Raw genomic sequence first — 25,303 nt, 5'->3', positions numbered from 1 at the left:
ATAAAAAACCCCGCCAGTGGCGGGGTTTCTTGTTTCGGGAGGATGTATCAGCAGGAGTAATACATATCGAATTCAACCGGATGCGGAGCCATTTCAAAGCGCATGACTTCCTGCATTTTCAGTTCAATGAAGCTGTCGATCTGGTCGTCGCTGAACACGTCGCCAGCTTTGAGGAAGGCGCGGTCTTTGTCGAGGCTCTGGAGGGCTTCACGCAGAGAACCGCAAACGGTAGGAATTTTTTTCAGTTCTTTAGCTGGCAGATCATAAAGATCTTTATCCATTGCCTGTCCCGGATGGATCTTGTTCTTGATACCGTCAAGACCAGCCATCAGAATGGCAGCAAAGCAATAGTAAGGGTTTGCTGTCGGATCAGGGAAGCGGACTTCCAGACGCTTTGATTTTGGCGAGTTGCCAAATGGAATGCGGCAGGAAGCTGAACGGTTGCGGGCGGAATAGGCCAGCAGAACAGGCGCTTCATAGCCCGGAACCAGACGCTTATAAGAGTTGGTCGACGGGTTGGTGAAGGCATTCAGTGCTTTGGCATGTTTGATCACGCCGCCGATGAAGAACAGGCAGCTTTCTGACAGACCGGCATATTCATTGCCGGCGAAAGTCGGCTTGCCATCTTTCCAGATGGATACGTGAACATGCATGCCCGAGCCATTGTCACCGAAGATCGGCTTCGGCATGAAGGTTGCAGTCTTGCCATAGGCATTTGCAGTCTGGTGAACCACATATTTGAAGAGCTGCATCTTGTCGGCATTAGCGACGAGCGTGTCGAACTTCACACCGAGTTCGTGCTGAGCGGCTGCAACTTCATGGTGATGCTTTTCAACGGTTACGCCCATTTCGGACAGAACTGTGAGCATTTCCGAGCGCATATCCTGACAGCTGTCGATTGGCGGAACAGGGAAATAGCCGCCTTTAACGCGCGGACGGTGACCCATATTGCCGGTTTCGTAATCGGTGTCATCATTTGATGGCAGTTCACTGGAATCCAGCTTGAAACCGGTGTTGTAAGGATCGTTTTTGTATTTCACATCATCGAAGATGAAGAATTCAGCTTCCGGGCCGATGAAAACAGTGTCGCCGATGCCAAGCGATTTCACATAGGCTTCTGCTTTCTTGGCAGTGCCGCGCGGATCGCGGTTGTAGTTTTCGCCGGTAACAGGATCGAGAATATCGCAAAGCAGAACCAGAGTGGACGCTGCAAAGAACGGATCCATGTGCGCGGAAGCCGGATCCGGCATCAGAACCATGTCGGATTCATTGATGGCTTTCCAGCCGCCGATGGAGGAGGCGTCGAACATAACGCCGTCGGTGAACATGTCTTCATCAACCATACCCACATCCATAGTCACATGGTGCAGCTTGCCTTTAGGGTCAGTAAAACGCAGGTCAACGAATTTTACGTCGTTGTCAGAGATCAGTTTCAGAATGTCATGGGCGGTCGTCATATGCATTTTCCTATTGAACGACGTTAAACTGAGAAAATTTTGTCCGGAAAAACCGGTGACTTACATATCAGATAGCATCAGGGCCGGTTTCGCCGGTACGGATGCGGATCACTTCTTCAACGCTGGAGATAAAGATTTTACCATCGCCGATACGGCCGGTTTGTGCGGCTTTGCGGATGGCTTCTACCGCGGCATCGACTGCATCATCGGCAAGCACGACTTCGATTTTTACCTTTGGCAGAAAATCGACAACATATTCCGCGCCGCGATACAGTTCGGTGTGGCCTTTTTGACGGCCGAAACCCTTGGCTTCCAGAACGGTGATACCTTGCAGGCCGACGTCCTGAAGTGCTTCTTTGACTTCATCAAGTTTGAAAGGCTTAATGATAGCTTCGATTTTTTTCATCAGAATGCTGCCTCCGTTTATTTCTGAGCCTTACATGGCCTTGAAATATCATAAGCATAAATCATGCCAAAATCTGCGAATTTATAATCTGACGGGTAAAATTTTATAATTTTTTATGGGCAGGCAGAATTTTAATTGGCAGTTATTGATGCAGCTTGTTGAAATATTTGATTTATTTTTAAATTGTGCCGAATGGTGAAATTCACACGCGGCAAAGAATGGGCAGAAATTTCTGGCAAGGCTGTATCTCTGTTGCCTTTGCATGAAAAAATGGCAGTGATAAATATGATTGCCGGATTTGAATTGCCTAAAATTTAGGCATTTTGCGTTCTAAATAAGCATGTGTGAAGCAGTAAGCATTCTCGCAGGAGCCTGATATGGAATTATTGACGCCAGAAGAGATGGGGCAGGCTGACCGGATTACCATTGCGGGTGGTATTGCAGGTTATAGTCTGATGCAGCGCGCCGGACAGGCGGTATTTGCTGAGATTGTAAGATTTTGGCCAGATGCCCGTTCTGTCGCTGTGCTCTGTGGTTCCGGTAGTAATGGCGGCGATGGTTATGTCGTCGCAAAGCTGTTGAGGGCGGCGGGCATATCTGTGGCTTGCTTTTATACGGAACAACCCAAAACGGACAGTGATGCTGCTCTTGCCTATGCTGACTATGTGTCTTCAGGCGGACAGGTTCTGCCGCTTCATCATTTTGTACCCGAGGATTATCCGCTGGTTGTGGACGCTCTGCTCGGTGCGGGATTGGTGCGCGATGTAAGCGGGGAGCTTGCAACTTGTATCACAAAGCTGAACATGTCCGGTGTATCTGTCTGTGCCATTGATCTGCCAAGCGGTATATCCGGGCTGGACGGGCAGGTTAAGGGTGTGGCTGTGCAGGCGCAGCACACTGTTACGTTTTTTCGTAAGAAGCCCGGACATTTATTGCAGCCGGGACGTGAGTTATGCGGTGAAGTGCATGTCCGCGATATCAGCATTGAAGATACGGTATTCGAAACAATACCGGTCAGGCTTTATGAAAATCTGCCGGAGCTCTGGCGTGATGTTCTGCCTGCTGCACAGATCAATGCCCATAAATTCACACGTGGCCATGTCGGGGTGTTTTCCGGCGGGATGATGTCCACCGGTGCTGCACGTCTGAGTGCTTCTGCAGCTGCGCGCACGGGGGCGGGGCTGGTGACAATGATTGCACCGCCGGATGCATTACCTGTTCATGCCGCACATCTGACGGGCACAATGCTGTATCCGTTAGGTGAAACTGTTGATGTTCTGAATTTTATCAGAACAAGAAAAGTCAAAACTGCGGTTCTGGGGCCTGCCTTTGGTGATCTGCCAAGGGCGCGGGAGCTGGTCTGTGCATTAATGGCGGATAGTGCAGATGGAGTCGGTTTGAAAACACTGGTTCTGGATGCTGATGGCATCACAGCATTTAAAGATCAGCCGCAAATACTGTTTGCTGCCGCAGAACGATCAGGCTGTTCGCTGGTGTTGACACCGCATGAGGGAGAGTTTCAGCGGTTATTCGGCGAATTGGTTACGGATAGTCAGAGTAAAGTTGAGAAAGCGCGACAGGCTGCTCAGCTCAGCCATAGTGTGGTGATTTATAAGGGGGCGGATACGGTGATCGCCGCGCCAGATGGTCGTGCTGCAATTAATAGTAACGGGACGGCATTACTGGCAACTGCCGGTTCCGGTGATGTGCTGACCGGTATTATTGCGGGGCTATGTGCGCAGGGTATGCCAGCCTTTGAAGCTTCCTGTACGGCGGTGTGGATACATGCGGAAACTGCAAATTGTTTTGCTGAGGAAGCGCCGGTCGGTTTAATCGCCGAAGATATGCCTGACCTGATTGTAAAAGTATGGGCACGACTTGCGAAAAATGGTTTGCTCTCAAATGACAGCATATCCCTGAAAAATGCAAAGCACTGAGATAAGGAAACCCGACCACAGAGCTGATTTTCGTTCCCGTATCATTTAATAAAAACGCCGCCTGTTTTATCAGGCGGCGTTTTTATTTATTCAGCTGCGAGTGTTTTGCCGTCAGGGCGACGTTCCAGCAGTTCCTTCAGGAAGTGGCCGGTATAAGAACGCGGTTCGGCGACGATATCTTCCGGACGACCGACGGCCACAATCTCACCACCGCCGTCACCGCCTTCAGGGCCCAGATCCAATACCCAGTCAGCGGTTTTGATGACTTCGAGATTATGCTCGATAACAGCAACCGTATTGCCCTGATCAACAAGCTCGTGCAGCACTTCCAGCAGTTTGGCAACGTCATGGAAATGCAGGCCGGTGGTTGGTTCATCAAGAATATACAGCGTCTTGCCGGTTGCACGGCGAGATAGTTCTTTGGCGAGTTTAACACGCTGGGCTTCACCGCCGGAGAGCGTGGTCGCCTGCTGGCCGATTTTGATATAGCCAAGGCCAACGCGGTTCAGCGTTTCCATCTTGTCGCGGATGCTTGGCACCGCAGCGAAGAATTCCACACCTTCTTCAACCGTCATATCAAGAACATCGGCGATGCTCTTGCCTTTAAAAAGAACTTCCAGTGTTTCACGGTTGTAGCGTTTGCCGTTACAAACATCACAAGTCACGTAAACATCAGGCAGGAAGTGCATTTCGATCTTGATGACACCGTCACCCTGACAGGCTTCACAGCGTCCGCCTTTGACGTTGAATGAGAAGCGGCCAGGCTGATAGCCGCGTGCTTTTGCTTCCGGCAGACCGGCAAACCAGTCGCGGATTGGTGTGAAGGCACCGGTATAAGTTGCCGGATTGGAACGCGGCGTACGGCCGATTGGTGACTGATCGATATCGATCACCTTATCCAGCAGTTCCAGACCTTCAATCCGGTCGTGTTCGGCCGGATGCTCGCGGGAGCCCATAATTTTACGTGAAGCAGCTTTATACAGGGTTTCGATCAGGAAGGTGGACTTACCGCCACCGGATACGCCGGTTACTGCGGTAAAGGTACCGAGCGGAATTTCACCGGTTACGTTCTTCAGATTATTGGCGCGGGCACCAACAACTTTAATGCGTTTGGATTTAGTGATTTTACGGCGTTCTGCCGGAACCATAACCTGCATAGCACCGGACAGATATTTGCCGGTGATAGAATTTGGATTGTTTATCACTTCGGACGGTGTACCCTTAGCAATAATCTGACCACCATGAACACCGGCTGCCGGACCAATATCAACGACATAATCGGCTGTGAGGATGGCATCCTCATCATGCTCAACCACAATTACGGTATTGCCGAGATCACGCAGATGACGCAGCGTGTCGAGCAGACGTGCATTGTCGCGCTGATGCAAACCAATGGATGGTTCATCCAGCACATAGAGAACGCCGGTCAGGCCGGAGCCGATCTGCGAAGCCAGACGGATACGCTGGCTTTCACCGCCGGAAAGCGTGCCGGAATTACGCGACAGTGACAGATAATCCAGCCCTACATCATTGAGGAAGCGCAGACGCTCGCGGATTTCTTTCAGAATACGTGCGGCAATTTCGTTCTGCTTGTCATTGAACTGCTGGTCGATTGTGCTGAACCACTGGTCTGCATTGCGGATCGACATTTCTGTCAGCTGGCCGATATGCATCATGCCGACTTTAACCGCCAGTGCTTCCGGTTTCAGGCGATAGCCTGCACAGGAAGGGCAAGGTGTGGCAGACATATAGCGTTCAATCTCTTCACGCGACCAGTTGGAATCGGTTTCCTTCCAGCGGCGCTGCAGATTAGGAATAACACCTTCAAATGTCTTGGTGGTTTCGTAAGAGCGTGAGCCGTCCTTATAAACAAAGGTAATTTCTTTACCTTTGGTACCATGAAGCACAGCCTTTTGGGCATCTTCGCTCAAATCCTGCCACTTATCTGTCAGCTTGAAACCATAGGCTTTACCCAGTGCTTCCAAAGTCTGATTGTAATAAGGCGAAGAGGATTTTGCCCAAGGTGCGATTGCACCGTCTTTCATGCGCAGGGTTTCATCCGGCACAATCAGGTTCGGATCAATGGCCTGCTGTGAACCAAGACCGTCACAGGTCGGGCAGGCACCAAACGGATTGTTGAAGGAGAACAGGCGCGGCTCAATCTCGGCAATGGTAAAACCGGAGACAGGGCAGGCAAACTTCTCGGAGAACAGCACGCGCTCATGGGTGTCGTTTTTGGATTTATTGGCGCTGTCTGCTGCGGTTTCTTCTGGTGGCAGCGGCTTATCCGCAAATTCTGCAATCGCCAGACCTTCAGCCAGTTGCAGACAGGTTTCCAGACTGTCGGCTAGGCGGGAAGCCAGATCAGGACGCACCACAACGCGGTCAACCACCACATCAATGTCGTGCTTGTATTTTTTATCCAGTGCCGGTGCATCGGCGATTTCATAGAAAACACCGTCAATTTTGACGCGCTGGAAGCCTTTTTTCTGCAGCTCAGCGAGCTCTTTGCGGTATTCCCCCTTACGGCCGCGTACAATCGGCGCCATGATATAGAGGCGGGTGCCTTCTTCAAAAGCCATCACACGGTCAACCATCTGGCTGACTGTCTGGCTTTCAATCGGCAGGCCTGTGGCAGGGGAGTAAGGTACGCCAACGCGCGCATAGAGCAGGCGCAGATAATCGTAAATCTCGGTGACAGTACCGACCGTTGAGCGCGGGTTGCGGCTGGTGGTTTTCTGTTCAATGGAAATAGCCGGTGACAGACCGTCAATCTGGTCAACATCCGGCTTTTGCATCATTTCCAGAAACTGGCGCGCATAGGCTGAAAGACTCTCGACATAACGGCGCTGACCTTCCGCATAAATCGTGTCGAAAGCGAGCGATGATTTACCGGAACCGGACAGACCGGTCATGACAATCAGCTTGTCGCGCGGCAGATCAATATCAATATTTTTCAGATTATGTTCGCGGGCGCCGCGAATGGAAATAAATTTTTGATCGCTCATCAGCATTGTGCCTGCGGTTGGTGCGTAACAATTTGGCCGGAAACAGGAGAATGGCAGGATTTACAATGTCTCAGCCAAAACTCAGACATTTATATAGGTGCGCTCTGCTTAAACTCAATATTGACCGGATTTGTACTCTGTTTTGCGGAACCGCGCTGCACCGATGACAGTCCAGCCGCTCTCCCGCAATTTTGCAAAAGGTTATAGAACAAAATATGAACTTAAGTCCAGTCAGATTTTGGTTGTAATCGCAGCAAAGCAGAATTTCTTGTCTAGAGCGGTTTACGTCCAGATTGGATCATAGCACTCGCTCTAGATTCTTTATTTGGTCGCATTGTCACGGGCGTCAAGTTGATCCAACTTGACTGTGAAATGCTCTAAGTTCATCAAATGACGATGTAATATAATGTGAAAACCTATCAGTTGACGATGCGCTGTCCTGAGAGCACACTGAAATTGTCTTCAGCATCAGCGGAGGAAAGGGATGTAAAGTCCCGAACAGCTGAAGACGGGCGAAAGCCCAGACAGGAACTTATACTGTTCCGCGCGAAACAGGAGGAATATAAGGATGAGTCCACCTGACCATGCATGACGATATTGTATCGTCGAAAAATAATGTTTTTTCTGAAACTACCGGATTTCTGTAAGGACTATCTGTGAAGATAGTATGCATAGAAAGATCAATGACTATATTCACCGGTCTGTGTGCTTCGGCAGCAAATCGCAGAATATAGGATTTGCTGAAAGTGGTAAGGTTCTGAAAATTATAGCTGAATGCTATATCTGCGGTTCAGAGCCAGACTGTCACAAATGAAAGTTGAAGTGTGGTTTTATCGAAAGAGCAACAATTTATCATTTCTGCAGATAACCTGCCTTCAGGGCAGCTTTCTGAAAGCTTGTCGGCGAATGACTACCGACAAAATGGGATGAACCCCAATCAAAAGCCCTGCGCGCCAAAATAAGTGAGCGGCAGGGCATTTTTGTATGTTGTATAAACTTATTGCCGAGGCAGATGTGCCTCTTCCCTTATTAATCTTCTCCCCCGACATAGTGATTATGACATAAACCCGCCGGTAACGGCGGGTGAAAGCAATTGCGCGGGTAAATTTGCGGTGCTTATATGCCGGTGGTGGTATCGGGGAGCATGACGACATACCGCCACGGAGGGTTCTCAAAAATCAGGGCAAAGACGCTGTGTTTTTGCCTGAAGACAGTTTGCGACAGCGGCGGCTCCTGCTTCTGGCGGAATTGTTTTGATTGCAGAATATGGAAATAATTTTAATGACAAGCACATCGCATAAACCGCGCGCGCGTGATCTCGGTATTCCGTTTACAGGCACAACCGGCCCGAATAATGCCATTACTGATGTTGAAGGCGTGACGGTTGGTTATTCGACGATTATCGAGGGTGAGGGCAAGTTAGAGACCGGTAAAGGCCCTGCACGCACCGGCGTTACGGCCATTCTGCCACGGGGTAAGACATTCAATCCGGTGTTCTCCGGCTGGTATTCTCTCAACGGTAATGGCGAGATGACCGGCACAACATGGGTGGAGGAGAGCGGTTTTCTTGAGGGGCCGATAGCGATCACCAATACGCATAGCGTTGGCGTGGTGCGGGATTCTGTAGTTTCATGGCTGATTGATAATGATCTGACGGGGCCGCATTTCAAAGACCTTTACTGGCTGCTGCCGGTGGTAGCTGAAACATGGGACGGTATCCTGAACGATATCAACGGCATGCATGTGAAGAAAGAACATGTCTATGCCGCGCTGGATAATGCTGCTGGCGGTAGAATTGCAGAAGGTAATGTCGGCGGTGGCACCGGTATGAACCTGTTTCATTTTAAAGGCGGCACTGGCACATCCTCCCGTAAACTGAGCGAAGAAGAGGGCGGCTATACTGTCGGCGTGCTGGTGCAGGGTAATTTCGGCAGACGGCAGGATCTGATGATTGCCGGTGTGCCTGTCGGTGAGGAAATCACCGAGCTGATGCAGGATACCTCATGGACGCGTGAGGAGAGCGGCTCGATTATCGTTGTCGTGGCAACGGATGCGCCGCTGCTGCCGCATCAATTGAAACGGCTGGCACGTCGTGTGCCTGTTGGCATTGGTCGTGTCGGTGGTTTTGGAGCCAATGGCAGCGGCGATATTTTTATCGCGTTTTCAACGGCCAATCCGGATGCTTTCAGCCGTGAGGAGACTACACAAATGGAGATGGTCTCCAATAATAAAATGGATCCGCTCATTCAGGCTGCTGCTTTGGCAACCGAAGAGGCGATTATCAATGCGATGATTGCTGCGGAAACAATGAAAGGGCGTGACGATAATATCTCCTACGCGCTTCCGCATGACCGGCTTGTTGAAGTTATGAAGAAGTATAACAGACACTCTGAATGAAATTTGTGACCGGGAGGTGGCTGAAAAGCCGCTTCTTTGTTGCGAACAGGGGCAGTTCGCTTTATTCGAGGCTCTAACAGCAGTTTTTTGCAGCAGAGATATTATGAATATTCACGACACAGCCCTGAACGGCGATACAGGTTCAGATTTGCAGGACAAATTGGCGAAACCTGCGCCGGTTTCCGATATCAGTCAGGAACTGGATGATTATGTATCCATGAGTGATGAGGATATGGGCGGAGACGGTTGTCACCCGCTGTTCCGCAATGTGCCGTCCTCGGTCGGGTTCAACAAGCTGCGCAAGCGCCTGCTGCGTCAGACCCGTCAGGCGATGGATGATTTCGCCATGGTGCGTCCGGGCGACCGCTGGCTGGTGGCACTGTCCGGCGGCAAGGATTCTTACGGCTTGCTGGCGCTGCTGCTTGATCTGAAATGGCGTGGTCTCCTGCCGGTTGATCTGATTGCCTGTAATCTCGATCAGGGACAGCCGAATTTCCCGAAACATATTTTGCCGGATTATCTGACCAAAAATCAGATTACCCACCGTATTGAATACCAGGACACCTATTCGATTGTGACGGATAAGGTGCCGGAAACCCAGACCTATTGTGCACTTTGCTCCCGTCTGCGCCGCGGTAATCTTTACCGAGTTGCGCGTGAAGAGGGCTGCTCGGCGCTGGTTCTCGGCCATCATCGGGAAGATATTCTCGAAACCTTTTTCATGAATCTGTTCCACGGTGGCCGTCTGGCTTCTATGCCGCCGAAACTTCTGAATGATGAAGGCGATTTGCTGGTCTTGCGTCCGCTGGCCTATGCGGCGGAAGATGACCTGGCAAAATTTGCCACAGCAATGGAGTTCCCGATCATTCCTTGCGATCTGTGCGGCAGTCAGGACGGTTTGCAGCGCAATATGATGAAGGCGATGCTAACCGATATTGAAAAGCGTATGCCGGGTCGTAAAGATACGATGATCCGCGCGCTGGCCAATGTGCGCCCGAGCCATTTGCTGGATCGTAAGATTTTTGATTTTGCGTCGCTGGTAGCGCCGGAACTATCCTCCTCCTCAGAAGAATAACGGAAGCAGACAATGTTTGATCATCGCGAGATTAACTGGCTGGCTGATTTGCTCAGCTCGACCGCTGATACTGAAATTCTGCCGCGCTTTCGCCGGCTGGACAGTGGCGATATCCGTCAGAAGACCTCGGCTGCTGATCTGGTGACTGAGGCTGATGTTAATTCGGAAAAGGTGATCACCGCTGCTCTGCGTGAGCGCTTTGCCGGTGCGATGATCGTTGGCGAAGAAGCCTGTAGTGACAATCCGGCATTGTTGGATGGTCTGAATTCTGCGGATCTGGCTTTCACCATTGATCCGGTGGATGGCACATTCAATTTCGCATCCGGTGTGCCGCTGTTCGGTGTCATGCTCTCGGTTAATATCAAAGGCGAGACCGTTGCCGGTATCATCTATGATCCGATGGGGCGTGACTGGCTGATCGGCGTTAAAGGGGCGGGCAGCTATATCCGCCGTGCCGATGGCAGTGAACATAAAGTGCGTGTTGCTGACGCTCCGGCGCTCAAAGAAATGACCGGCTGTGTGTCATGGCAATATCTGCCGGAGCCGGATCGTACGCTGGTTGCCGGTAATCAGGCGAAGTTTCTCTCGCATCTCGGCTATCGCTGTGCAGCGCATGAATATCGCGTGATTGCCACCGGTTCCGCGCATTTTGCGGTCTATAACAAGCTGATGCCTTGGGATCATCTGCCCGGCAATCTGATCCATCAGGAAGCCGATGGTTATACTGCGCGGCTTGACGGCAGTGCTTATAGACCGGGTCATGTTGATGGCGGTTTGATTATCGCACCTGATGCAGACAGCTGGAAGGCGATCAAACAGGCGCTGTGGCAGAAGTAATTATCTGTTCTATAAAGAAAAAGGCCGCATTAAGCGGCCTTTTTCTTTTATTTCTCAATCACATGCTGCGGTGAAGGCGATACCGCGCGGAACAATTTGCCTTGTTCTGCAATCAGCACAAACACCATCGCAATAGCACCGACAATGAAATAGCCAAGTGCCATAGGCACGGTTGTTCCGTTGAAGGACTGGCCGATCAGCATACCGATGGCTGCACCGGTCAGTGACTGTACAAAGCCGAGAACGGAAGAAGCTGTGCCTGCAACCTGTCCGAGCGGTTCCATCGCCAAGGCGTTGAAGTTGCCGCCGATAGAGCCGAAGCAGAACATAATCAGTGCAAAAATCACGATATAAATCGGGAATGGCACAGGGCCTTCAAAAAACACCGACAGCAGGAACAGCAGCAGGCTGAGGCTGATAAATGTAATCAGCAATACCTGCGAAATCCGGCGCATGCCGAAACGTCCGACCATCCGTGAATTCAGGAAGGCGGACAGTGCCATGAAGGCGGCAACGGCAGCAAAAGCGACAGGAAAGCCGCGCCCCAGATCATAAATGCCGACATAAATCTGCTGTGCAGAATTGATGAAGCCGAACAGCGAGCCGAGCATGAAGGATGCAGCCAGCGTGTAGCAGAATGCCACGCGGTTACCGATAACAATGCCGAAGCCGCTGATAATGGATTTGGCTGTGAAAGGACGGCGGTTTTCCGGTGCCAGAGTTTCCGGCATACGGGAATAGGCCCAGAAGCCGATCACACAGGCAAACAAAGCCATAAAGCCGAAGATCATGTGCCATTCGGAGAAGATCAGAATGACTTCACCGGTCGCCGGTGCAATCACCGGAACAATCATGAAAACCATCATCGCCAGCGACATGATTTCAGCCATAGCGCGGCCGGAATAGCGGTCACGCACAATCGAAACAGTCATGACGCGGGTAGCTGCGGCACCGATCCCCTGCAGGAAGCGCAGAACCAGCAGCATATTGAATTCCGGCACCCAGACGCAGGCCAGCGAGGTGACGACATAAATGCCGATACCGATCAGCAGTGGTTTCTTACGGCCAAAACGATCACTGATCGGGCCATAAAGCAGCTGTGAGACTGCAAAGCCGAACAGGTAGACTGTAACGACATATTGGTGATGGTTCGGTGTCAGAACACCGAGAGAATTGCCGATTTCGGCCAAAGCGGGCAGCATGACATCAATAGCCAGCGCATTGATTGCCATCAGTGCCGCGATAAGGGCAATAAATTCCGGTCTGGATAATTTAAATCCGTCGGAGGCTTGATTGCCGGATGCAGATACCGCATCTGCAGGAAGTTCACTTTTCATCTTTTACATGCCTTGTCCGGCCGGAAATGCGGTCGGAAAAATCTATTGCGGATCAGCAACCGGCAGACTGATGATGACACAATTTGCTATTGTTGTGTCTGTGGCCGGATACTGAAGCGATGTTCCGCAAACCGCTGAAACTCGGATTGTTTACGGAACAGAGGTGTTTTGAATAGCGCGCAGGCAGAAACAGTCCGGTATCTGCCGAGCTATAAAGGGCGAAAGCCGTGCAGCCTCAAAACGGTTACAGGGGCGTCCGCAATCTTGTGACCTGAAACTTCAGGAAGGGCATTTACCGCAGCAATTCGATGCAGCCTTATGCAGGCGGTGCCGCAGATAAATACTGTTTGAAAATATTGATACCGGAAAAACTTTTCGCCGCATTCGTGAGATACTGCGCTCAAATTTCTGGCGAAGCAGTTTTACAGGCCGGTATATTCCAACATATAGGGATTTGCGCAGAGCGCAATCTGGCCGGAATGATAAATTCTATTTAGAGCATAATTTTTTTAAACTTGAATCAGTTTAAGTTTAAATTATGCTCTCATTTTCAAGTGTTAGAGCGACCTTTGTGCGCCCAATAGGGCGCACGGCGCTCTAATAGTTTAAATGAAAAAAACGGCAGAAGATCTGCCGTTTTTTGATAATCACATATTCGTGAAGTCTTTGCTGCGGATCAGGCTGCCTTGGTGGCAATGCCTTTTTCTGTCAGCAGAGCCTGCAATTCACCGGCCTGGAACATTTCGCGCACGATATCGCAACCGCCAATGAACTCACCTTTTACATAAAGCTGAGGAATGGTCGGCCAGTTGGAATATTCCTTGATGCCCTGACGGATTTCGTCAGAAGCCAGAACATTGATGCCTTTATAGTCAACACCGATATAATCCAGCACCTGAACAACCTGACCGGAGAAACCGCATTGCGGGAAATCCGGTGTGCCTTTCATGAAAAGCACGACATCGTTATTTTTGACTTCATTATCGATAAGCGCAGTGATGCCGCTCATGGGAGTGTCCTTTCATTGCCGGCGGGACAAATTCCGCCAGAGTTAGGCTTTAAAAATTGGCTGCTTTTTAAGCGATGCGGGAACCATTTTCCAGAACGCCTGTTGCCGCAGGGTATTTTGTGAGCCTGACTGCAAGTTTTGCACTCAGGCTCAGTGAATTATTATTCCGGTGCGCGGGTCTGCAATGCCAATGCGTGCAACACGCCGCCCATATTGCCGCCGAGGGCGTCATAAACCATCTGATGCTGCTGAACGCGGGTTTTACCGCGAAAGGCTTCCGCTACGACTTCGGCAGCGTAATGATCACCGTCTCCGGCAAGGTCGCGGATGCTGACAACAGCGCCGGGAATGCCTGCCTTGATCATGTCTTCAATATCACCAGGTGCCATAGCCATATTAAAATCCTCCGAGAGCATTTTTTCTGATCAGAGTGTGCCGCGACCGATCTGTTCGGTCGCACCAGCTCTGTTTTTTTGTTTTAGCATCTTGTCCAAAACCTGTCTTAAGCTTTTGGGGATACTCTTCTTAAATTGGAGCCTGCGTCTCGGTGTTTCAAGACGCAGGCTCCGTTATTAACGGGTATTAAAATCTGGTTTCAGATTTCGCCGTTCATATAGTCAGGGAACCATGATTCATAGGCCTGATGCAACTGTTCAACAGATACAGGCTTTGCTGAACCGAGGATAACAGACTTACCACCGGTGCGACCGATGAATGGTGCTGCAATACCGGCTTTTTCTGCACGGCTCTGTACCTGTGCCAGATTGGCTTCGGTCACGGTCAGCACATAACGTCCCTGATCTTCACCGAAGAAGGTGAGAACCGGATTATGGGCTGCCGGTTCATTAATGGTTGCGCCGATTTCGCCTTTGATAGCCATTTCAGCCACAGCCTGAGCCAGACCGCCCGACGAGCAGTCGTGAACAGCTGTCACCAGACCATCTTCGATCAGGCCGCGAACAAAGTCGCCGGTTGCTTTTTCATGCGCCAGATCAACATGCGGAGCAGGGCCGTCGATGCGGTTATGGACGTCACGCATATAGGCGGACTGGGCAATATGTGTGCCCCAGCCTTCCGGTGCGCCTGCGAGCAGAATGGCTTCGCCTTCGCCTGCAAAACGGATGCGTGCCATTTTCGACCAGTCTTTGATCAGACCAACGCCGCCGATGGTCGGTGTCGGCAGAATGCCCTGACCATTGGTTTCGTTGTAGAGCGAGACGTTACCGGAAACAATCGGGAATTCCAGCACGCGGCAGGCTTCGCCGATGCCCTTGATCGCATGAACCAGCTGGCTCATGATTTCTGGACGCTCTGGATTACCGAAATTGAGGTTGTCGGTCGAAGCAAGCGGTGTAGCACCGGTTGCTGTCAGGTTGCGCCAGCACTCGGCTACAGCCTGCTTACCGCCTTCAAACGGATCAGCTTCCACATAACGCGGTGTTACGTCGGAAGAGAAAGCCAGAGCTTTGGTTTCATGGCCGTCAACGCGGATCACACCGGCATCGCCACCCGGCAATTGCAGGGAGTTACCCTGAATCAGCGTGTCATATTGTTCATAGACCCAGCGGCGGGAAGAACCATTGGCGGAATTGAGCAGCTTAATCAGGCTGTCAGCAATATCGGCAGCCGGTACATCATCGGCAGCAAGCGCCTTTGGCGCAACAGCCGGTGTCCACGGACGATCATATTCAGGCGCCTCATCGCCGAGTTCCTTGATCGGCAGATCGGCAACCTGTTCACCCTGATGGAAGACACGGAAACGCAGATCATCGGTGGTTTTACCGACGATTGCAAAATCCAGACCCCATTTTTTGAAGATCGCCTGTGCTTCTGCTTCCTGTTCAGGACGCAGCACCATCAGCATGCGTTCCTGACTTTCCGAGAGCATCATTTCATAGGCAGACATCTGCTCTTCGCGCACCGGTACGGTGTCGAGGTTCAGCTCAATGCCGAGATCGCCTTTGGCGCCCATTTCAACGGCGGAGCAGGTGAGACCGGCAGCGCCCATATCCTGAATGGCGATAACCGCACCGGAAGCCATCAGTTCAAGGCAGGCTTCAAGCAGGCATTTTTCGGTGAACGGATCACCAACCTGAACGGTCGGGCGTTTTTCATCAATCGATTCATCAAACTCAGCCGATGCCATTGTCGCACCGCCAACGCCGTCACGACCGGTTTTGGCACCGAGATAAACAACCGGCAGGCCAACACCTTCAGCCTTGGAATAGAAAATCGCATCGGATTTTGCGAGACCGGCTGCAAAGGCATTGACGAGAATGTTGCCGTTATAACGGGCATCAAATTCCACTTCACCGCCAACAGTCGGCACGCCGAAAGCATTGCCGTAACCGCCAACACCGGAAACAACGCCGGAAACGAGGTGACGGGTTTTCGGATGGTCTGGCTCACCGAAACGCAGAGCATTCATGGCTGCAACCGGACGCGCACCCATGGTGAATACGTCACGCAAAATACCGCCGACACCGGTCGCCGCGCCCTGATATGGTTCGATGTAAGACGGGTGGTTGTGGCTTTCCATTTTGAAAACAACGCAATCGCCGTCATCAATATCGACAACACCGGCATTTTCACCCGGGCCCTGAATAACGCGCGGGCCTGTGGTCGGCAGAGTGCGCAGCCATTTCTTGGAGGATTTATACGAGCAATGCTCGTTCCACATTGCCGAGAAAATACCCAGCTCCGTAAAGCTTGGCTCACGACCGATCAGGTCAAGAATGCGCTGGTATTCGTCGGGCTTGAGGCCGTGTGAGGCAATCAGTTCCGGTGTGATCGGGTAATCATTACGGATTGACTTTTTGCTGTCCATATCGGTGTCGCTGTCTTCTTTGATCTATGAGCCGGAGCTCGGATATGTGATAGGTTTGATGCTTAATTCTTATGTGCCGCCAGCTTCGCTGGCATAATCGGTTAGCAGCTTTTTTGTCCGGAAGCCCAGCGCGCTGTATCGCGCTCAATGCGTTCGGAAAGCGGGCTTTGCATTAACGGGCCGAAACGCTCCATACGTCCCGGATTACCTTCTGCCTGAACAACCAGCAAAGGCCGGTCATTTGGGTTCTTTGCAGGGACTACGAGAATACGCGGTCGGCCGGTATAGGAAACCAGTTCCGGCGCCAGCGTATATTGGCGGAACTGAGGGTCGCCGGATTTAAACCAGCATTGTCTTGCACCAAGCGCCACGCGTTCCATGGTCGCCAGAGCTGTATGACTGACATTACCCGATGCGGGAGACGGGGATTTTTTAGACGCGAGACATCCGCTTAAAGCAACTGCGGACAAAGCCATTACAATTATATGCGCCAATTTCATTAAAGACTGAGCTCCGCAGGGGAAATGATTGTATGGTATTTCAGCATTTGCAAAGCCTGACCATTGTTTGTCAGGCTTTGCATATTTTAGGCTTTAGAGCAGTTTACCTCCGGATTGGATCATGGCGCTCGCTCTAAATTTTTTAGTGGTCGCATTATCACGGACGTCTAAGTTGTTCCAACTTGACTGTGAAATGCTTTAACTAGCTTTCGCCAGAGCTTTGCGGGCATCCTGCATCTCGCCCAAAACGGCAGCGATTTCAGGAATACCTTCTGCATTGGTTTTGTAGCCTTCGATATTCGGGCAATCATCCAGAATGGTTTCAAAACCCGGAAAACGACGCAGGCTTTCCAACAGGAAACGCGTTGGTGCAAGCCATGCATCTGCCAGTGTCACATGCTCGCCCAATGCATATGGGCCGGAAGAAATACGGTCTTCAACGGTTTTCAATGCATGGTGTACATGGTTGAAGACTTTCGCTGCTTTATCCGCAGAAAGCGGATTGGCAGGGCCTGCCAGCAAAACAGGGATGATCGACGGCAGCACATCCAGATCGAGCAGACGCATAATAATACGAATTTGCGCACGGTCTTTCGGATCGGCCGGCAGCATCGGTTTTTCAGGGAAACGCTCTTCCAGATATTCTGCAATTACGGAGGCTTCAAACAATGTTTCACCGGAACCGGTGACGAGCACAGGAATGCGGCGCATCGGGGAGATTTCACGGAAGCTCTCCGGTAGCGGTGGTCCGGCAGGCGCGTCAATCAGTTTCAGCGGCAGGTCTTTGACCTCAGCAATAATGCGGATAAAGGCGCAGTAGGGTGATAAAGGCTTATTATAGAGCTTCATAGTACTTCCTCCCGTTTTGCTGTTATGCAGGTCATGCTGCTGTAAAAGGAAATGCCCGCGCCGCGTTATTGCGCAAAGCGGGCATAACCTGATTTAGGAAGCCAGACGATCCAGCGCCGATGCAAACAGCGCGCGGCCGTCGGTACCGCCATGCGCCTGTTCGATCAGATTTTCCGGATGCGGCATCATGCCAAGCACATTGCCTGCAGCATTGGTAATGCCTGCAATGTCATTGACTGAACCATTCGGGTTGGTGCCTTCCGCATAACGGAACACAACCTGACCATTGTCTTCGATCGATTTCAGAACATCGCTTTCAGCAAAATAATTGCCGTCATGATGGGCAACAGGGCTGCGAATGATCTGACCCTGTTCGTAACCGCGGGTGAAGACGGTCTGGTTATTGGCGATTTCGAGCTTTACTTCGCGGCAAACGAATTTCAGCGAAGTATTGCGCATCAGCGCACCCGGCAGGAGACCTGCTTCGAGCAGAATCTGGAAGCCGTTGCAGACACCGATGACGCGCACACCGGCTTCTGCCTTTTTGCGCAATGCCTGCATAACAGGCATACGGGCTGCAATCGCACCGCAGCGCAGATAGTCGCCGTAGGAAAAGCCGCCCGGAATAACGATCAGGTCAACATCAGGAATTTCTGTGTCGGTCTGCCACACGGTCTGCGGAGCTTTGCCACCGATTTTCGTCAGTGCGGCAATCATATCGCGGTCGCGGTTCAGGCCGGGAAGAAGGATAACTGCTGATTTCATGGTGCAGATTACTTTCTTTTAATCCAACGCAGTAGCGGACGGATCGGAGCGGAAAATTATCAGCCGGCGAACTGCCGGTAATCTGATTGCCCGTAAGGGCGGTTTCCGCTTTTCCTGCAACTGCTTTAACTACTCTTCATAATATGATGTCAGATGACATCAAAAGAAAGAGATCAGGCGATGTCGAAGCTGTAATCTTCAATAACGGTATTGGCGAGAAGCTTTTCGCACATGGCTTTCAGCTCAGCTTCAGCCTTTGCCTTGTCCGCAGTTTCAAGAACAACATCAAAAACCTTGCCCTGACGTACAGAATTGACGCCATCAAAGCCGAGGCTGCCGAGAGCGCCGACAATGGCTTTACCCTGAGGGTCGAGAACGCCGTTTTTCAGTGTGACGGTGACGCGTGCCTTAATCACTTTGTTATCCTGTATTTTAGAAGAGGGAATGTACAGTCTCCGCAGCGCGGAAATACTGCCTGAAAGACACAGCCCGGAAAGCGGCAGACTTCCCGGGCTGAAATGACGTTACTTGACCAGTGTCGGGCCGGTAGGACGCGGCGGCTCGTTCTCGTTGATAATGCCGAGACGGCGTGCCACTTCCTGATAGGCCTCAACCAGACCACCCATATCGCGGCGGAAACGGTCTTTGTCCATTTTCTCGTTGGTTGCAACATCCCAGAGACGGGCTGAGTCCGGCGAAATTTCATCGGCCAGAACCACGCGCATCATGTCGCCTTCGAACAGACGGCCGCATTCGATTTTGAAATCGACCAGCTGAATGCCGACGCCGAGGAACAGGCCGGTGAGGAAGTCATTGATACGGATGGCAAGTGCCATAATATCATCGAGTTCCGCAGGGCTTGCCCAGCCAAATGCAGTGATATGCTCTTCAGAGACCATCGGGTCATCGAGCGCATCGGCTTTGTAGTAGAATTCAATGATTGAGCGCGGCAGAACAGTGCCTTCTTCAATCCCCAGACGCTTGGCCAGTGAGCCGGCAGCAACATTGCGCACAACGACTTCAAGCGGAATGATTTCGACTTCTTTAATCAGCTGCTCGCGCATGTTGACGCGGCGGATAAAGTGGGTCGGAATGCCGATCTTGTTCAACTGCGTAAAGATGTATTCGGAAATGCGGTTGTTCAGCACTCCCTTGCCATCAATCACTTCATGCTTTTTGGCATTGAAAGCGGTGGCATCATCTTTGAAAAACTGAATGAGCGTGCCTGGCTCCGGTCCTTCGTAAAGGATCTTGGCCTTGCCCTCGTAAATACGGCGGCGTCGATTCATGGGGTTTAGGAACCTCTGGGGTTTGCTGAGACCGTTTTGAGACGTCTCGTCTCATCCCGATGTTTCAGGAAGCGGCCACTGCAGCCGCAATGTCTGCGTTCCCTAGCGCAAATGATAACTTTTAACAATCATCCTTTATGCCGCTATGCTGTTTTTCAGCGATTGTTTTATGCTTTTTCTGTGCGCAGCCTCTGGTTGTGCCATTATGCGAACCCTATATGCCTAAAGCAGCCACGCATTACACTGTGATTTCGTTGCGGGCGGCGTATAATAAAGATCAAGAATAAACCGACTAACTGATATGTGAGGGACCTATGAGCGGAATGGACGAACGTCGCAATACATTCGAAAACAAATTTGCCCATGACGAAGATCTGCGGTTCCGCGCGATTGCCCGGCGCAATAAAATGCTTGGCCTCTGGGCTGCTGAAAAACTCGGCAAAACCGGAGAAGACGCACAGGCTTATGCCGGTGAAGTGGTTCGTGCAGATTTTGAAGAAGCCGGTGACGAGGATGTTATCCGCAAAATTACCGCTGATTTCAGTGCCGCATCGGTCAATGTCAGCGATGCTGAGTTGCGTGTGCAATTGCTTGATTTGCTTGAGGAAGCTGCCAAGCAGATCAGCGCTGAATAATCAGTGCCTTTATAGACTTTCTGAAAAGCCGCACGGAATGTTCCGTGCGGCTTTTTTATTTGATGTTTACTGTGAAGCGCATAGACGCCTTTTTCATTGCGCTCTAAGGTGTCCGTCGGGAACATTCTGAAATATAAGACACATACAGGTGCATTCATGACAATATCTCACTCTTTGGCCACCCGTTTGCGCTCCGGCGAAACGGTTCGTTCCGCGTGGAGTACTATCTCTGATCCGCTTTTGCTGGAGAATATCAGCGCTCTGGGTTTTGATGTGGTGACGATGGATATGCAGCATGGTTCGCATACCGAGGCTAGTATTTGTCAGGGTATCGGCACGATAAAAGCTGCCGGCAAGCCTGCTATTGTGCGTATTCCAGTCGGCCGCTTTGATACAGCCAGCCGTGCTCTGGATTTCGGAGCCAATGCGGTGATTGCCCCGATGATCAATTCCGTTGAAGATGCGCAAGCCTTTGCCGCTGCGATGAAATATCCGCCGGTCGGTGAGCGCTCATGGGGACCGCTGCGCAGTGATATCAGCTATGGTCAGGCCGGTTCCAATGAATATTTGCTCACGGTCAATCAGGAAACATTGAGTTTCGCGATGATTGAGACCCGTGCAGCCTATGAGGCACTGGATGATATTCTGGCTGTGCGCGGAATTGATGGTGTGTTTGTCGGGCCTGCAGATTTCTCAATTGCATGGAGCAATGGCCGTGAAGCCAATCCGCTCTCCGAGGATATTGTTGAGCCGCTGACACGGATTGCGCAAAAAGCAGCCGCTAGTAACAAGCTGGCCGGAATTTATGCACCCAATAGCGCATTTGCCAAACGGTATAATGCTCTCGGCTTCCGGTTTATAACGCTTGCTTCGGATCGGGGTTATCTGGCCGCCGGTGTATCGGCAATGCTTAAAGCATGGGACGAGTGATGAGATAATAAAAAAGCCGTTCAGATGATGAACGGCTTTTTCTTTCAGAGCTTGGACAGAAACTGGGTGAAGACCATGGTACCCTCCGGCCATGGGCCATGTCCGGATTCCGCATTAATGTGGCCAGCTTCACCGGCATCAATCAGCAGCGAGCCCCATGCATTCGCAATATCTTCCGCTGACTCAAATTTTGAGAACGGATCATTGCGGCTGGCAATGGTGATGGCCGGAAACGGCAGACGTTCGCGCGGATAAGGGCCGAAAGTCATCAGATGTTTTGGACGAATCGTTTCATCCAGCACATCCGGCGGCGCGACGAAAAAGCCGCCGGCAACCTTGGCTTTGATATGCGGAATAGCATGAACAGCAGTGGGAACGCCAAGCGAGTGGGCGACCAGCACGACAGGCTTCGTTGCCTCATCAACATGCTTGATGAGCGAGGCGACCCAGTCTTCGCGAACAGGCTTTGACCATTCAGCCTGCTGCACACGGCGGGCGGTGGAGAGTTTATTCTCCCAGCGTGTCTGCCAGTGGTCAGGACCGGAATTGGTGTAGCCGGGAATGATGAGAATATCTGCGTCTTTAACTTTCATATGCCTGATTTACTCTGCCTGAAGCGTTAATTCAATATTGCTTCTGCGTATCTCTGCTTGGCGGAGAGCGCAGTTTTCACTGCCATTCATATTATTATTCAGAGACATATTTTAAAGATGATGCCGTAAATTGTTTCATCTCAGTGGACAGTTTTGCGATTTCTGCGGTGATTGTATTTTATTTTGTGAACAGCGTGTTTGCCGCTCTGTGTATTGCAACTTGTTCGGCTTAGAGCGATTTATAGGTTATCTGAAAGTAACCGCTAAGCCTGTTATTGCTGTCGGCAGACAATTCCGCGGTGCAGAAACGGGGATGAAATTATGACAAAATTACCATTTGCAGTGACACGCCCGGCTTATGTTGAGCGCGTCGGGTTGAAGTCGCGCGATGCTGAAACGCTGGCGCAATATTACGAAAATATTGTCGGTCTGCGTGAAATGGCACGCCGCGGCTCCTCGATTATTCTAGGCGCAGGCGGACGGGAATTGCTGGAGATTGAACAATCTTCTGCTCTGAAGCCGGAAGATCCGCGCAGTGCTGGTCTGTTTCATACCGCTTTTTTGTTGCCTGAACGCGCTGATCTGGCGCGCTGGATACGTCGCGCTATCGACAAGCAGCTGCCGGTTGCCGGTGCCTCCGACCATGCGGTTAGTGAGGCTGTATATCTGACCGATCCGGATGGAAATGGTATTGAGATTTATACTGATCGTGCGCCGGATACATGGAAGTGGAACGGCGATCAGGTGCATATGGTAACCGATGCAATGGACGTGAATGGACTTTTGCAGGAGTTGAACAATGCGCCGTCTGAGTGGACAAAAGCGCCGGAAGGCACTGTTGTCGGCCATGTGCATCTGCGTGTCGGGCAAATTCAGCCTGCGGATGACTGGTGGCATGATGAACTGGCATTCGACACGGTAGCAAAATACGGCTCAAAAGCTGTGTTTCTGTCTTCCGGCGGCTATCACCACCACATTGCCAATAATATCTGGCAGAGTGCTGGCGCCGGTAAACGTGATCTTGACCGCAGCGGTCTGTCTTTTGTGCAGATCAATGATACGCGTGATGTAAAAACGCGCGTGATTGATGATCCGTGGGGGAATGAGATCCGCGTCAATAAAGTATAAATGTCTGACCCAAAAGCCACCCGACTTGGCTGCAAATGGCAATTTTCTGTGCTCCGGTACTCACGTACTATCTGTACGCTCCGTTCCGGTGCTCGCAAATCACCATTTTCGCTGGCGTCTGCCGCTTTTTGATTCAGACATTGGTCGCCTCAATGAAAAAATCCCCGCCTGAAAATCTCAGGCGGGGATTTTTATTGTCTTAATAATAGGCTCGATTATTTGAATACGCGGTTGAAAATCGTATCAACGTGTTTGGTATGATAGCCGAGATCGAACTTTTCGCGGATCTGCTCTTCGGAAAGTGCTGCACGCACTTCTGCATCAGCAAGCAGCTCTTCAAGGAAGTCTTTGCCCTGTTCCCAGACCTTCATCGCATTGCGCTGAACGAGACGGTAGGAATCTTCACGGGATACGCCAGCCTGCGTAAGAGCCAGCAGCACGCGCTGCGAATGCACCAGACCACGGAATTTGTTCAGGTTGTTCATCATGTTTTCAGGATAAACAAGCAGCTTCTCGATCACGCTGGTCAGACGGGCGAGGGCGAAGTCCAGAGTTACAGTCGCATCAGGGCCGATCATGCGTTCAACGGAGGAGTGCGAAATATCGCGCTCATGCCACAGAGCCACGTTTTCCATCGCAGGCAGCGCCATGGAGCGAACCATGCGGGCAAGACCGGTCAGGTTTTCTGTCAGCACAGGGTTGCGCTTATGCGGCATTGCCGACGAACCCTTCTGACCCGGTGAGAAATACTCTTCTGCTTCCAGAACCTCTGTGCGCTGCAGGTGACGGATTTCGACAGCCAGACGCTCAACAGAAGACGCGATAACTGCCAGAACCGAGAAATACATCGCATGACGGTCACGCGGAATAACCTGAGTGGAAACCGGTTCGGCTTTCATGCCGAGTGCCTTGGCAACATGTTCTTCAACGCGCGGATCAATATTGGCGAATGTGCCAACCGCACCGGAGATGGCGCAGGTTGCGATTTCTTCGCGTGCAGCAACCAGACGGGCGCGGCAGCGTTCAAACTCTGCATAGGCCAGTGCCATTTTAACGCCGAACGTAATTGGTTCAGCGTGGATACCATGGCTGCGGCCGATGGTGATGGTGTCTTTATGCTCGTAAGCGCGGGTTTTCAGTGCTGCCAGCAGCTTGTCGAGATCGGCGAGCAGCAGATCGCTGGCGCGCATCAGCTGTACGTTGAAGCAGGTGTCGAGAACGTCCGACGAGGTCATGCCCTGATGGATGAAACGGCTGTCAGGACCAACAAATTCAGCCAGATGAGTGAGGAATGCGATCACGTCATGTTTGGTGACTGCTTCGATCTCATCAATACGGGCAACGTCAAATTTCGCCGCGCCGCCTTTTTCCCAGATGGTTTTTGCGGATTCTTTCGGGATAACGCCGATTTCAGCCAGTGCATCACAGGCGTGAGCTTCAATCTCAAACCAGATGCGGAATTTGGTTTCCGGCGACCAGATGGCAACCATTTCAGGGCGGGAATAGCGCGGGATCATGTGCGTTTCCTAACAGCAAAGATAGAAGTACCGGTTGCATTTACGGGAGAGATGAACCGGTTGGTTAAAAATGCATCAGGCGGATATTGCTATCCGCCTGATGATCAAAGTTTTAAGCGCGGCCTTGTTCCGCAGCTTTGCGGATCGCCTCGACATTGGCACGGTAACCTTCAAGATTACCGGCTTTATAAATGGAGGAACCGGCCACCAGAGAATTTGCACCGGCTTTGGCTGCGGCACCGGCATTTTCTGCCGTGACACCGCCGTCAATCTGCAAATCAATCGGACGATTGCCGATTAGTGCATTGAGCTGTTCAATCTTCGGCAGCATAGAGGTGATGAATTTCTGACCACCGAAGCCCGGATTAACTGTCATCGCCAGAATGAGATCAACATCATCAATCACATTTTCCAGCACCGAGGCAGGCGTGCCCGGATTGATTGCAACACCGGCTTTTTTGCCAAGATTGCGAATGGCCTGCAGCGAGCGGTGCAGGTGAGGGCCTGCTTCTGCGTGAATGGTGATGATGTTCGAACCGGCCTTGGCAAATGCTTCCAGATAAGGATCACAAGGTGCAATCATCAGATGGGTGTCAAACACTGCATCTGTATGCGGGCGGATTGCCTTTACCACATCTGGACCAAAAGTGATATTCGGCACGAAATGCCCGTCCATCACGTCGATATGAATCCAGTCTGCACCGGCAGTCACAACATCTTTGATTTCCTGACCAAGCTTGGAAAAGTCAGATGCGAGAATAGAAGGTGCAATGATAATCGGGCGGGACATGAGGAGATCCTTGTTTC

At 51.3% G+C, this 25,303-nt stretch carries 22 protein-coding genes; 7 read left to right on the top strand and 15 right to left on the bottom strand.

All coding sequences use genetic code 11. The annotated features are described in order from the left end of the window. Positions 1-47: 47 nt before the first annotated feature. Together glnA and KHQ09_RS11065 are read right to left on the bottom strand one after the other, a co-directional pair. Positions 48-1,457, bottom strand: a complete 1,410-nt coding sequence (glnA, locus tag KHQ09_RS11070) for a type I glutamate--ammonia ligase (RefSeq protein WP_022711540.1) — start codon at positions 1,455-1,457, stop codon at positions 48-50. A gap of 67 nt (positions 1,458-1,524) precedes the next feature. After that, positions 1,525-1,863 (bottom strand): P-II family nitrogen regulator, encoded by a 339-nt coding sequence (locus KHQ09_RS11065; protein ID WP_028233793.1) that lies wholly within the window; start codon positions 1,861-1,863, stop codon positions 1,525-1,527. Between the two features lie 377 nt (positions 1,864-2,240). On the opposite strand from KHQ09_RS11065, the gene KHQ09_RS11060 reads away from it, so the two are divergent. Then, a complete protein-coding gene (locus KHQ09_RS11060) occupies positions 2,241-3,800 on the top strand; it encodes an NAD(P)H-hydrate dehydratase (protein WP_213598271.1) in 1,560 nt (519 codons plus the stop codon). An 86-nt stretch (positions 3,801-3,886) separates the two neighbouring features. On the opposite strand, the gene uvrA is transcribed toward KHQ09_RS11060, so the two are convergent. Then, a complete protein-coding gene (gene uvrA, locus KHQ09_RS11055) occupies positions 3,887-6,808 on the bottom strand; it encodes an excinuclease ABC subunit UvrA (RefSeq protein ID WP_028233792.1) in 2,922 nt (973 codons plus the stop codon). Positions 6,809-8,089: 1,281 nt separating this feature from the next. Between uvrA and KHQ09_RS11050 the strand changes: the two genes are divergently transcribed. From KHQ09_RS11050 to KHQ09_RS11040, 3 genes are all read left to right on the top strand, one after another. Next, a complete protein-coding gene (locus tag KHQ09_RS11050; RefSeq protein WP_213598269.1) occupies positions 8,090-9,205 on the top strand; it encodes a DmpA family aminopeptidase in 1,116 nt (371 codons plus the stop codon). 217 nt (positions 9,206-9,422) lie between these two features. Next, on the top strand, positions 9,423-10,280 hold the full coding sequence (gene ttcA, locus KHQ09_RS11045) for a tRNA 2-thiocytidine(32) synthetase TtcA (RefSeq protein WP_116087930.1): 858 nt from the start codon (positions 9,423-9,425) through the stop codon (positions 10,278-10,280). Positions 10,281-10,292: 12 nt separating this feature from the next. Further along, a complete protein-coding gene (locus KHQ09_RS11040) occupies positions 10,293-11,117 on the top strand; it encodes an inositol monophosphatase family protein (protein ID WP_213598267.1) in 825 nt (274 codons plus the stop codon). Positions 11,118-11,164: 47 nt separating this feature from the next. On the opposite strand, the gene KHQ09_RS11035 is transcribed toward KHQ09_RS11040, so the two are convergent. The 9 genes from KHQ09_RS11035 to purC form a co-directional block, all read right to left on the bottom strand. Then, on the bottom strand, positions 11,165-12,349 hold the full coding sequence (locus tag KHQ09_RS11035; RefSeq protein ID WP_238481724.1) for a multidrug effflux MFS transporter: 1,185 nt from the start codon (positions 12,347-12,349) through the stop codon (positions 11,165-11,167). Between the two features lie 781 nt (positions 12,350-13,130). Further along, positions 13,131-13,463 carry a Grx4 family monothiol glutaredoxin gene (gene grxD, locus KHQ09_RS11030; protein ID WP_022711528.1) on the bottom strand — a complete coding sequence of 111 codons (333 nt, stop codon included), beginning with the start codon at positions 13,461-13,463 and terminating at the stop codon, positions 13,131-13,133. A 161-nt stretch (positions 13,464-13,624) separates the two neighbouring features. Further along, a complete protein-coding gene (locus KHQ09_RS11025) occupies positions 13,625-13,858 on the bottom strand; it encodes a BolA/IbaG family iron-sulfur metabolism protein (RefSeq protein ID WP_022711527.1) in 234 nt (77 codons plus the stop codon). 200 nt (positions 13,859-14,058) lie between these two features. Further along, positions 14,059-16,290: a phosphoribosylformylglycinamidine synthase subunit PurL gene (purL, locus tag KHQ09_RS11020; protein WP_075654847.1), complete on the bottom strand. Its 2,232-nt coding sequence runs from the start codon at positions 16,288-16,290 to the stop codon at positions 14,059-14,061. A 101-nt stretch (positions 16,291-16,391) separates the two neighbouring features. Beyond that, positions 16,392-16,790 carry a hypothetical protein gene (locus tag KHQ09_RS11015; protein WP_022711525.1) on the bottom strand — a complete coding sequence of 133 codons (399 nt, stop codon included), beginning with the start codon at positions 16,788-16,790 and terminating at the stop codon, positions 16,392-16,394. Between the two features lie 198 nt (positions 16,791-16,988). Further along, a complete protein-coding gene (locus KHQ09_RS11010; protein ID WP_213598265.1) occupies positions 16,989-17,639 on the bottom strand; it encodes a glutathione S-transferase family protein in 651 nt (216 codons plus the stop codon). Between the two features lie 93 nt (positions 17,640-17,732). After that, a complete protein-coding gene (gene purQ / locus KHQ09_RS11005) occupies positions 17,733-18,404 on the bottom strand; it encodes a phosphoribosylformylglycinamidine synthase subunit PurQ (protein ID WP_213598263.1) in 672 nt (223 codons plus the stop codon). 173 nt (positions 18,405-18,577) lie between these two features. Further along, a complete protein-coding gene (purS, locus tag KHQ09_RS11000) occupies positions 18,578-18,820 on the bottom strand; it encodes a phosphoribosylformylglycinamidine synthase subunit PurS (protein ID WP_022711522.1) in 243 nt (80 codons plus the stop codon). Positions 18,821-18,928: 108 nt separating this feature from the next. Beyond that, on the bottom strand, positions 18,929-19,693 hold the full coding sequence (gene purC / locus KHQ09_RS10995) for a phosphoribosylaminoimidazolesuccinocarboxamide synthase (protein ID WP_022711521.1): 765 nt from the start codon (positions 19,691-19,693) through the stop codon (positions 18,929-18,931). Between the two features lie 314 nt (positions 19,694-20,007). Here purC and KHQ09_RS10990 point away from each other — a divergent pair, with 314 nt between their 5' ends. Both KHQ09_RS10990 and KHQ09_RS10985 read left to right on the top strand, forming a co-directional pair. Then, positions 20,008-20,328: a DUF1476 domain-containing protein gene (locus tag KHQ09_RS10990; RefSeq protein ID WP_075654849.1), complete on the top strand. Its 321-nt coding sequence runs from the start codon at positions 20,008-20,010 to the stop codon at positions 20,326-20,328. Between the two features lie 162 nt (positions 20,329-20,490). Next, entirely contained in the window at positions 20,491-21,258 is a 768-nt protein-coding gene (locus KHQ09_RS10985) for an HpcH/HpaI aldolase family protein (RefSeq protein WP_213599949.1), read from the top strand. Positions 21,259-21,302: 44 nt separating this feature from the next. Here the strand turns inward: KHQ09_RS10985 and KHQ09_RS10980 are convergent, their stop codons facing one another. Next, entirely contained in the window at positions 21,303-21,851 is a 549-nt protein-coding gene (locus KHQ09_RS10980) for an alpha/beta hydrolase (RefSeq protein ID WP_213598261.1), read from the bottom strand. Positions 21,852-22,142: 291 nt separating this feature from the next. Here KHQ09_RS10980 and KHQ09_RS10975 point away from each other — a divergent pair, with 291 nt between their 5' ends. Continuing rightward, a complete protein-coding gene (locus KHQ09_RS10975; RefSeq protein WP_420801478.1) occupies positions 22,143-22,979 on the top strand; it encodes a VOC family protein in 837 nt (278 codons plus the stop codon). A 215-nt stretch (positions 22,980-23,194) separates the two neighbouring features. Here the strand turns inward: KHQ09_RS10975 and purB are convergent, their stop codons facing one another. Further along, positions 23,195-24,496 (bottom strand): adenylosuccinate lyase, encoded by a 1,302-nt coding sequence (purB, locus tag KHQ09_RS10970; RefSeq protein WP_213598258.1) that lies wholly within the window; start codon positions 24,494-24,496, stop codon positions 23,195-23,197. A gap of 112 nt (positions 24,497-24,608) precedes the next feature. Further along, the gene (rpe, locus tag KHQ09_RS10965; protein ID WP_213598256.1) at positions 24,609-25,286 is read right to left on the bottom strand and encodes a ribulose-phosphate 3-epimerase; all 678 of its coding nucleotides are present in this window, start codon (positions 25,284-25,286) and stop codon (positions 24,609-24,611) included. Between the last annotated feature and the right edge of the window lie 17 nt (positions 25,287-25,303).

It is taken from the genome of Pseudochrobactrum algeriensis (genome assembly GCF_018436245.1).
In the GTDB taxonomy this organism is placed as follows: Bacteria; Pseudomonadota; Alphaproteobacteria; order Rhizobiales; family Rhizobiaceae; genus Pseudochrobactrum; species Pseudochrobactrum saccharolyticum.
Note: the sequence above shows the minus strand (reverse complement) of the source record. Positions and strands in the feature narration are given on the sequence as shown.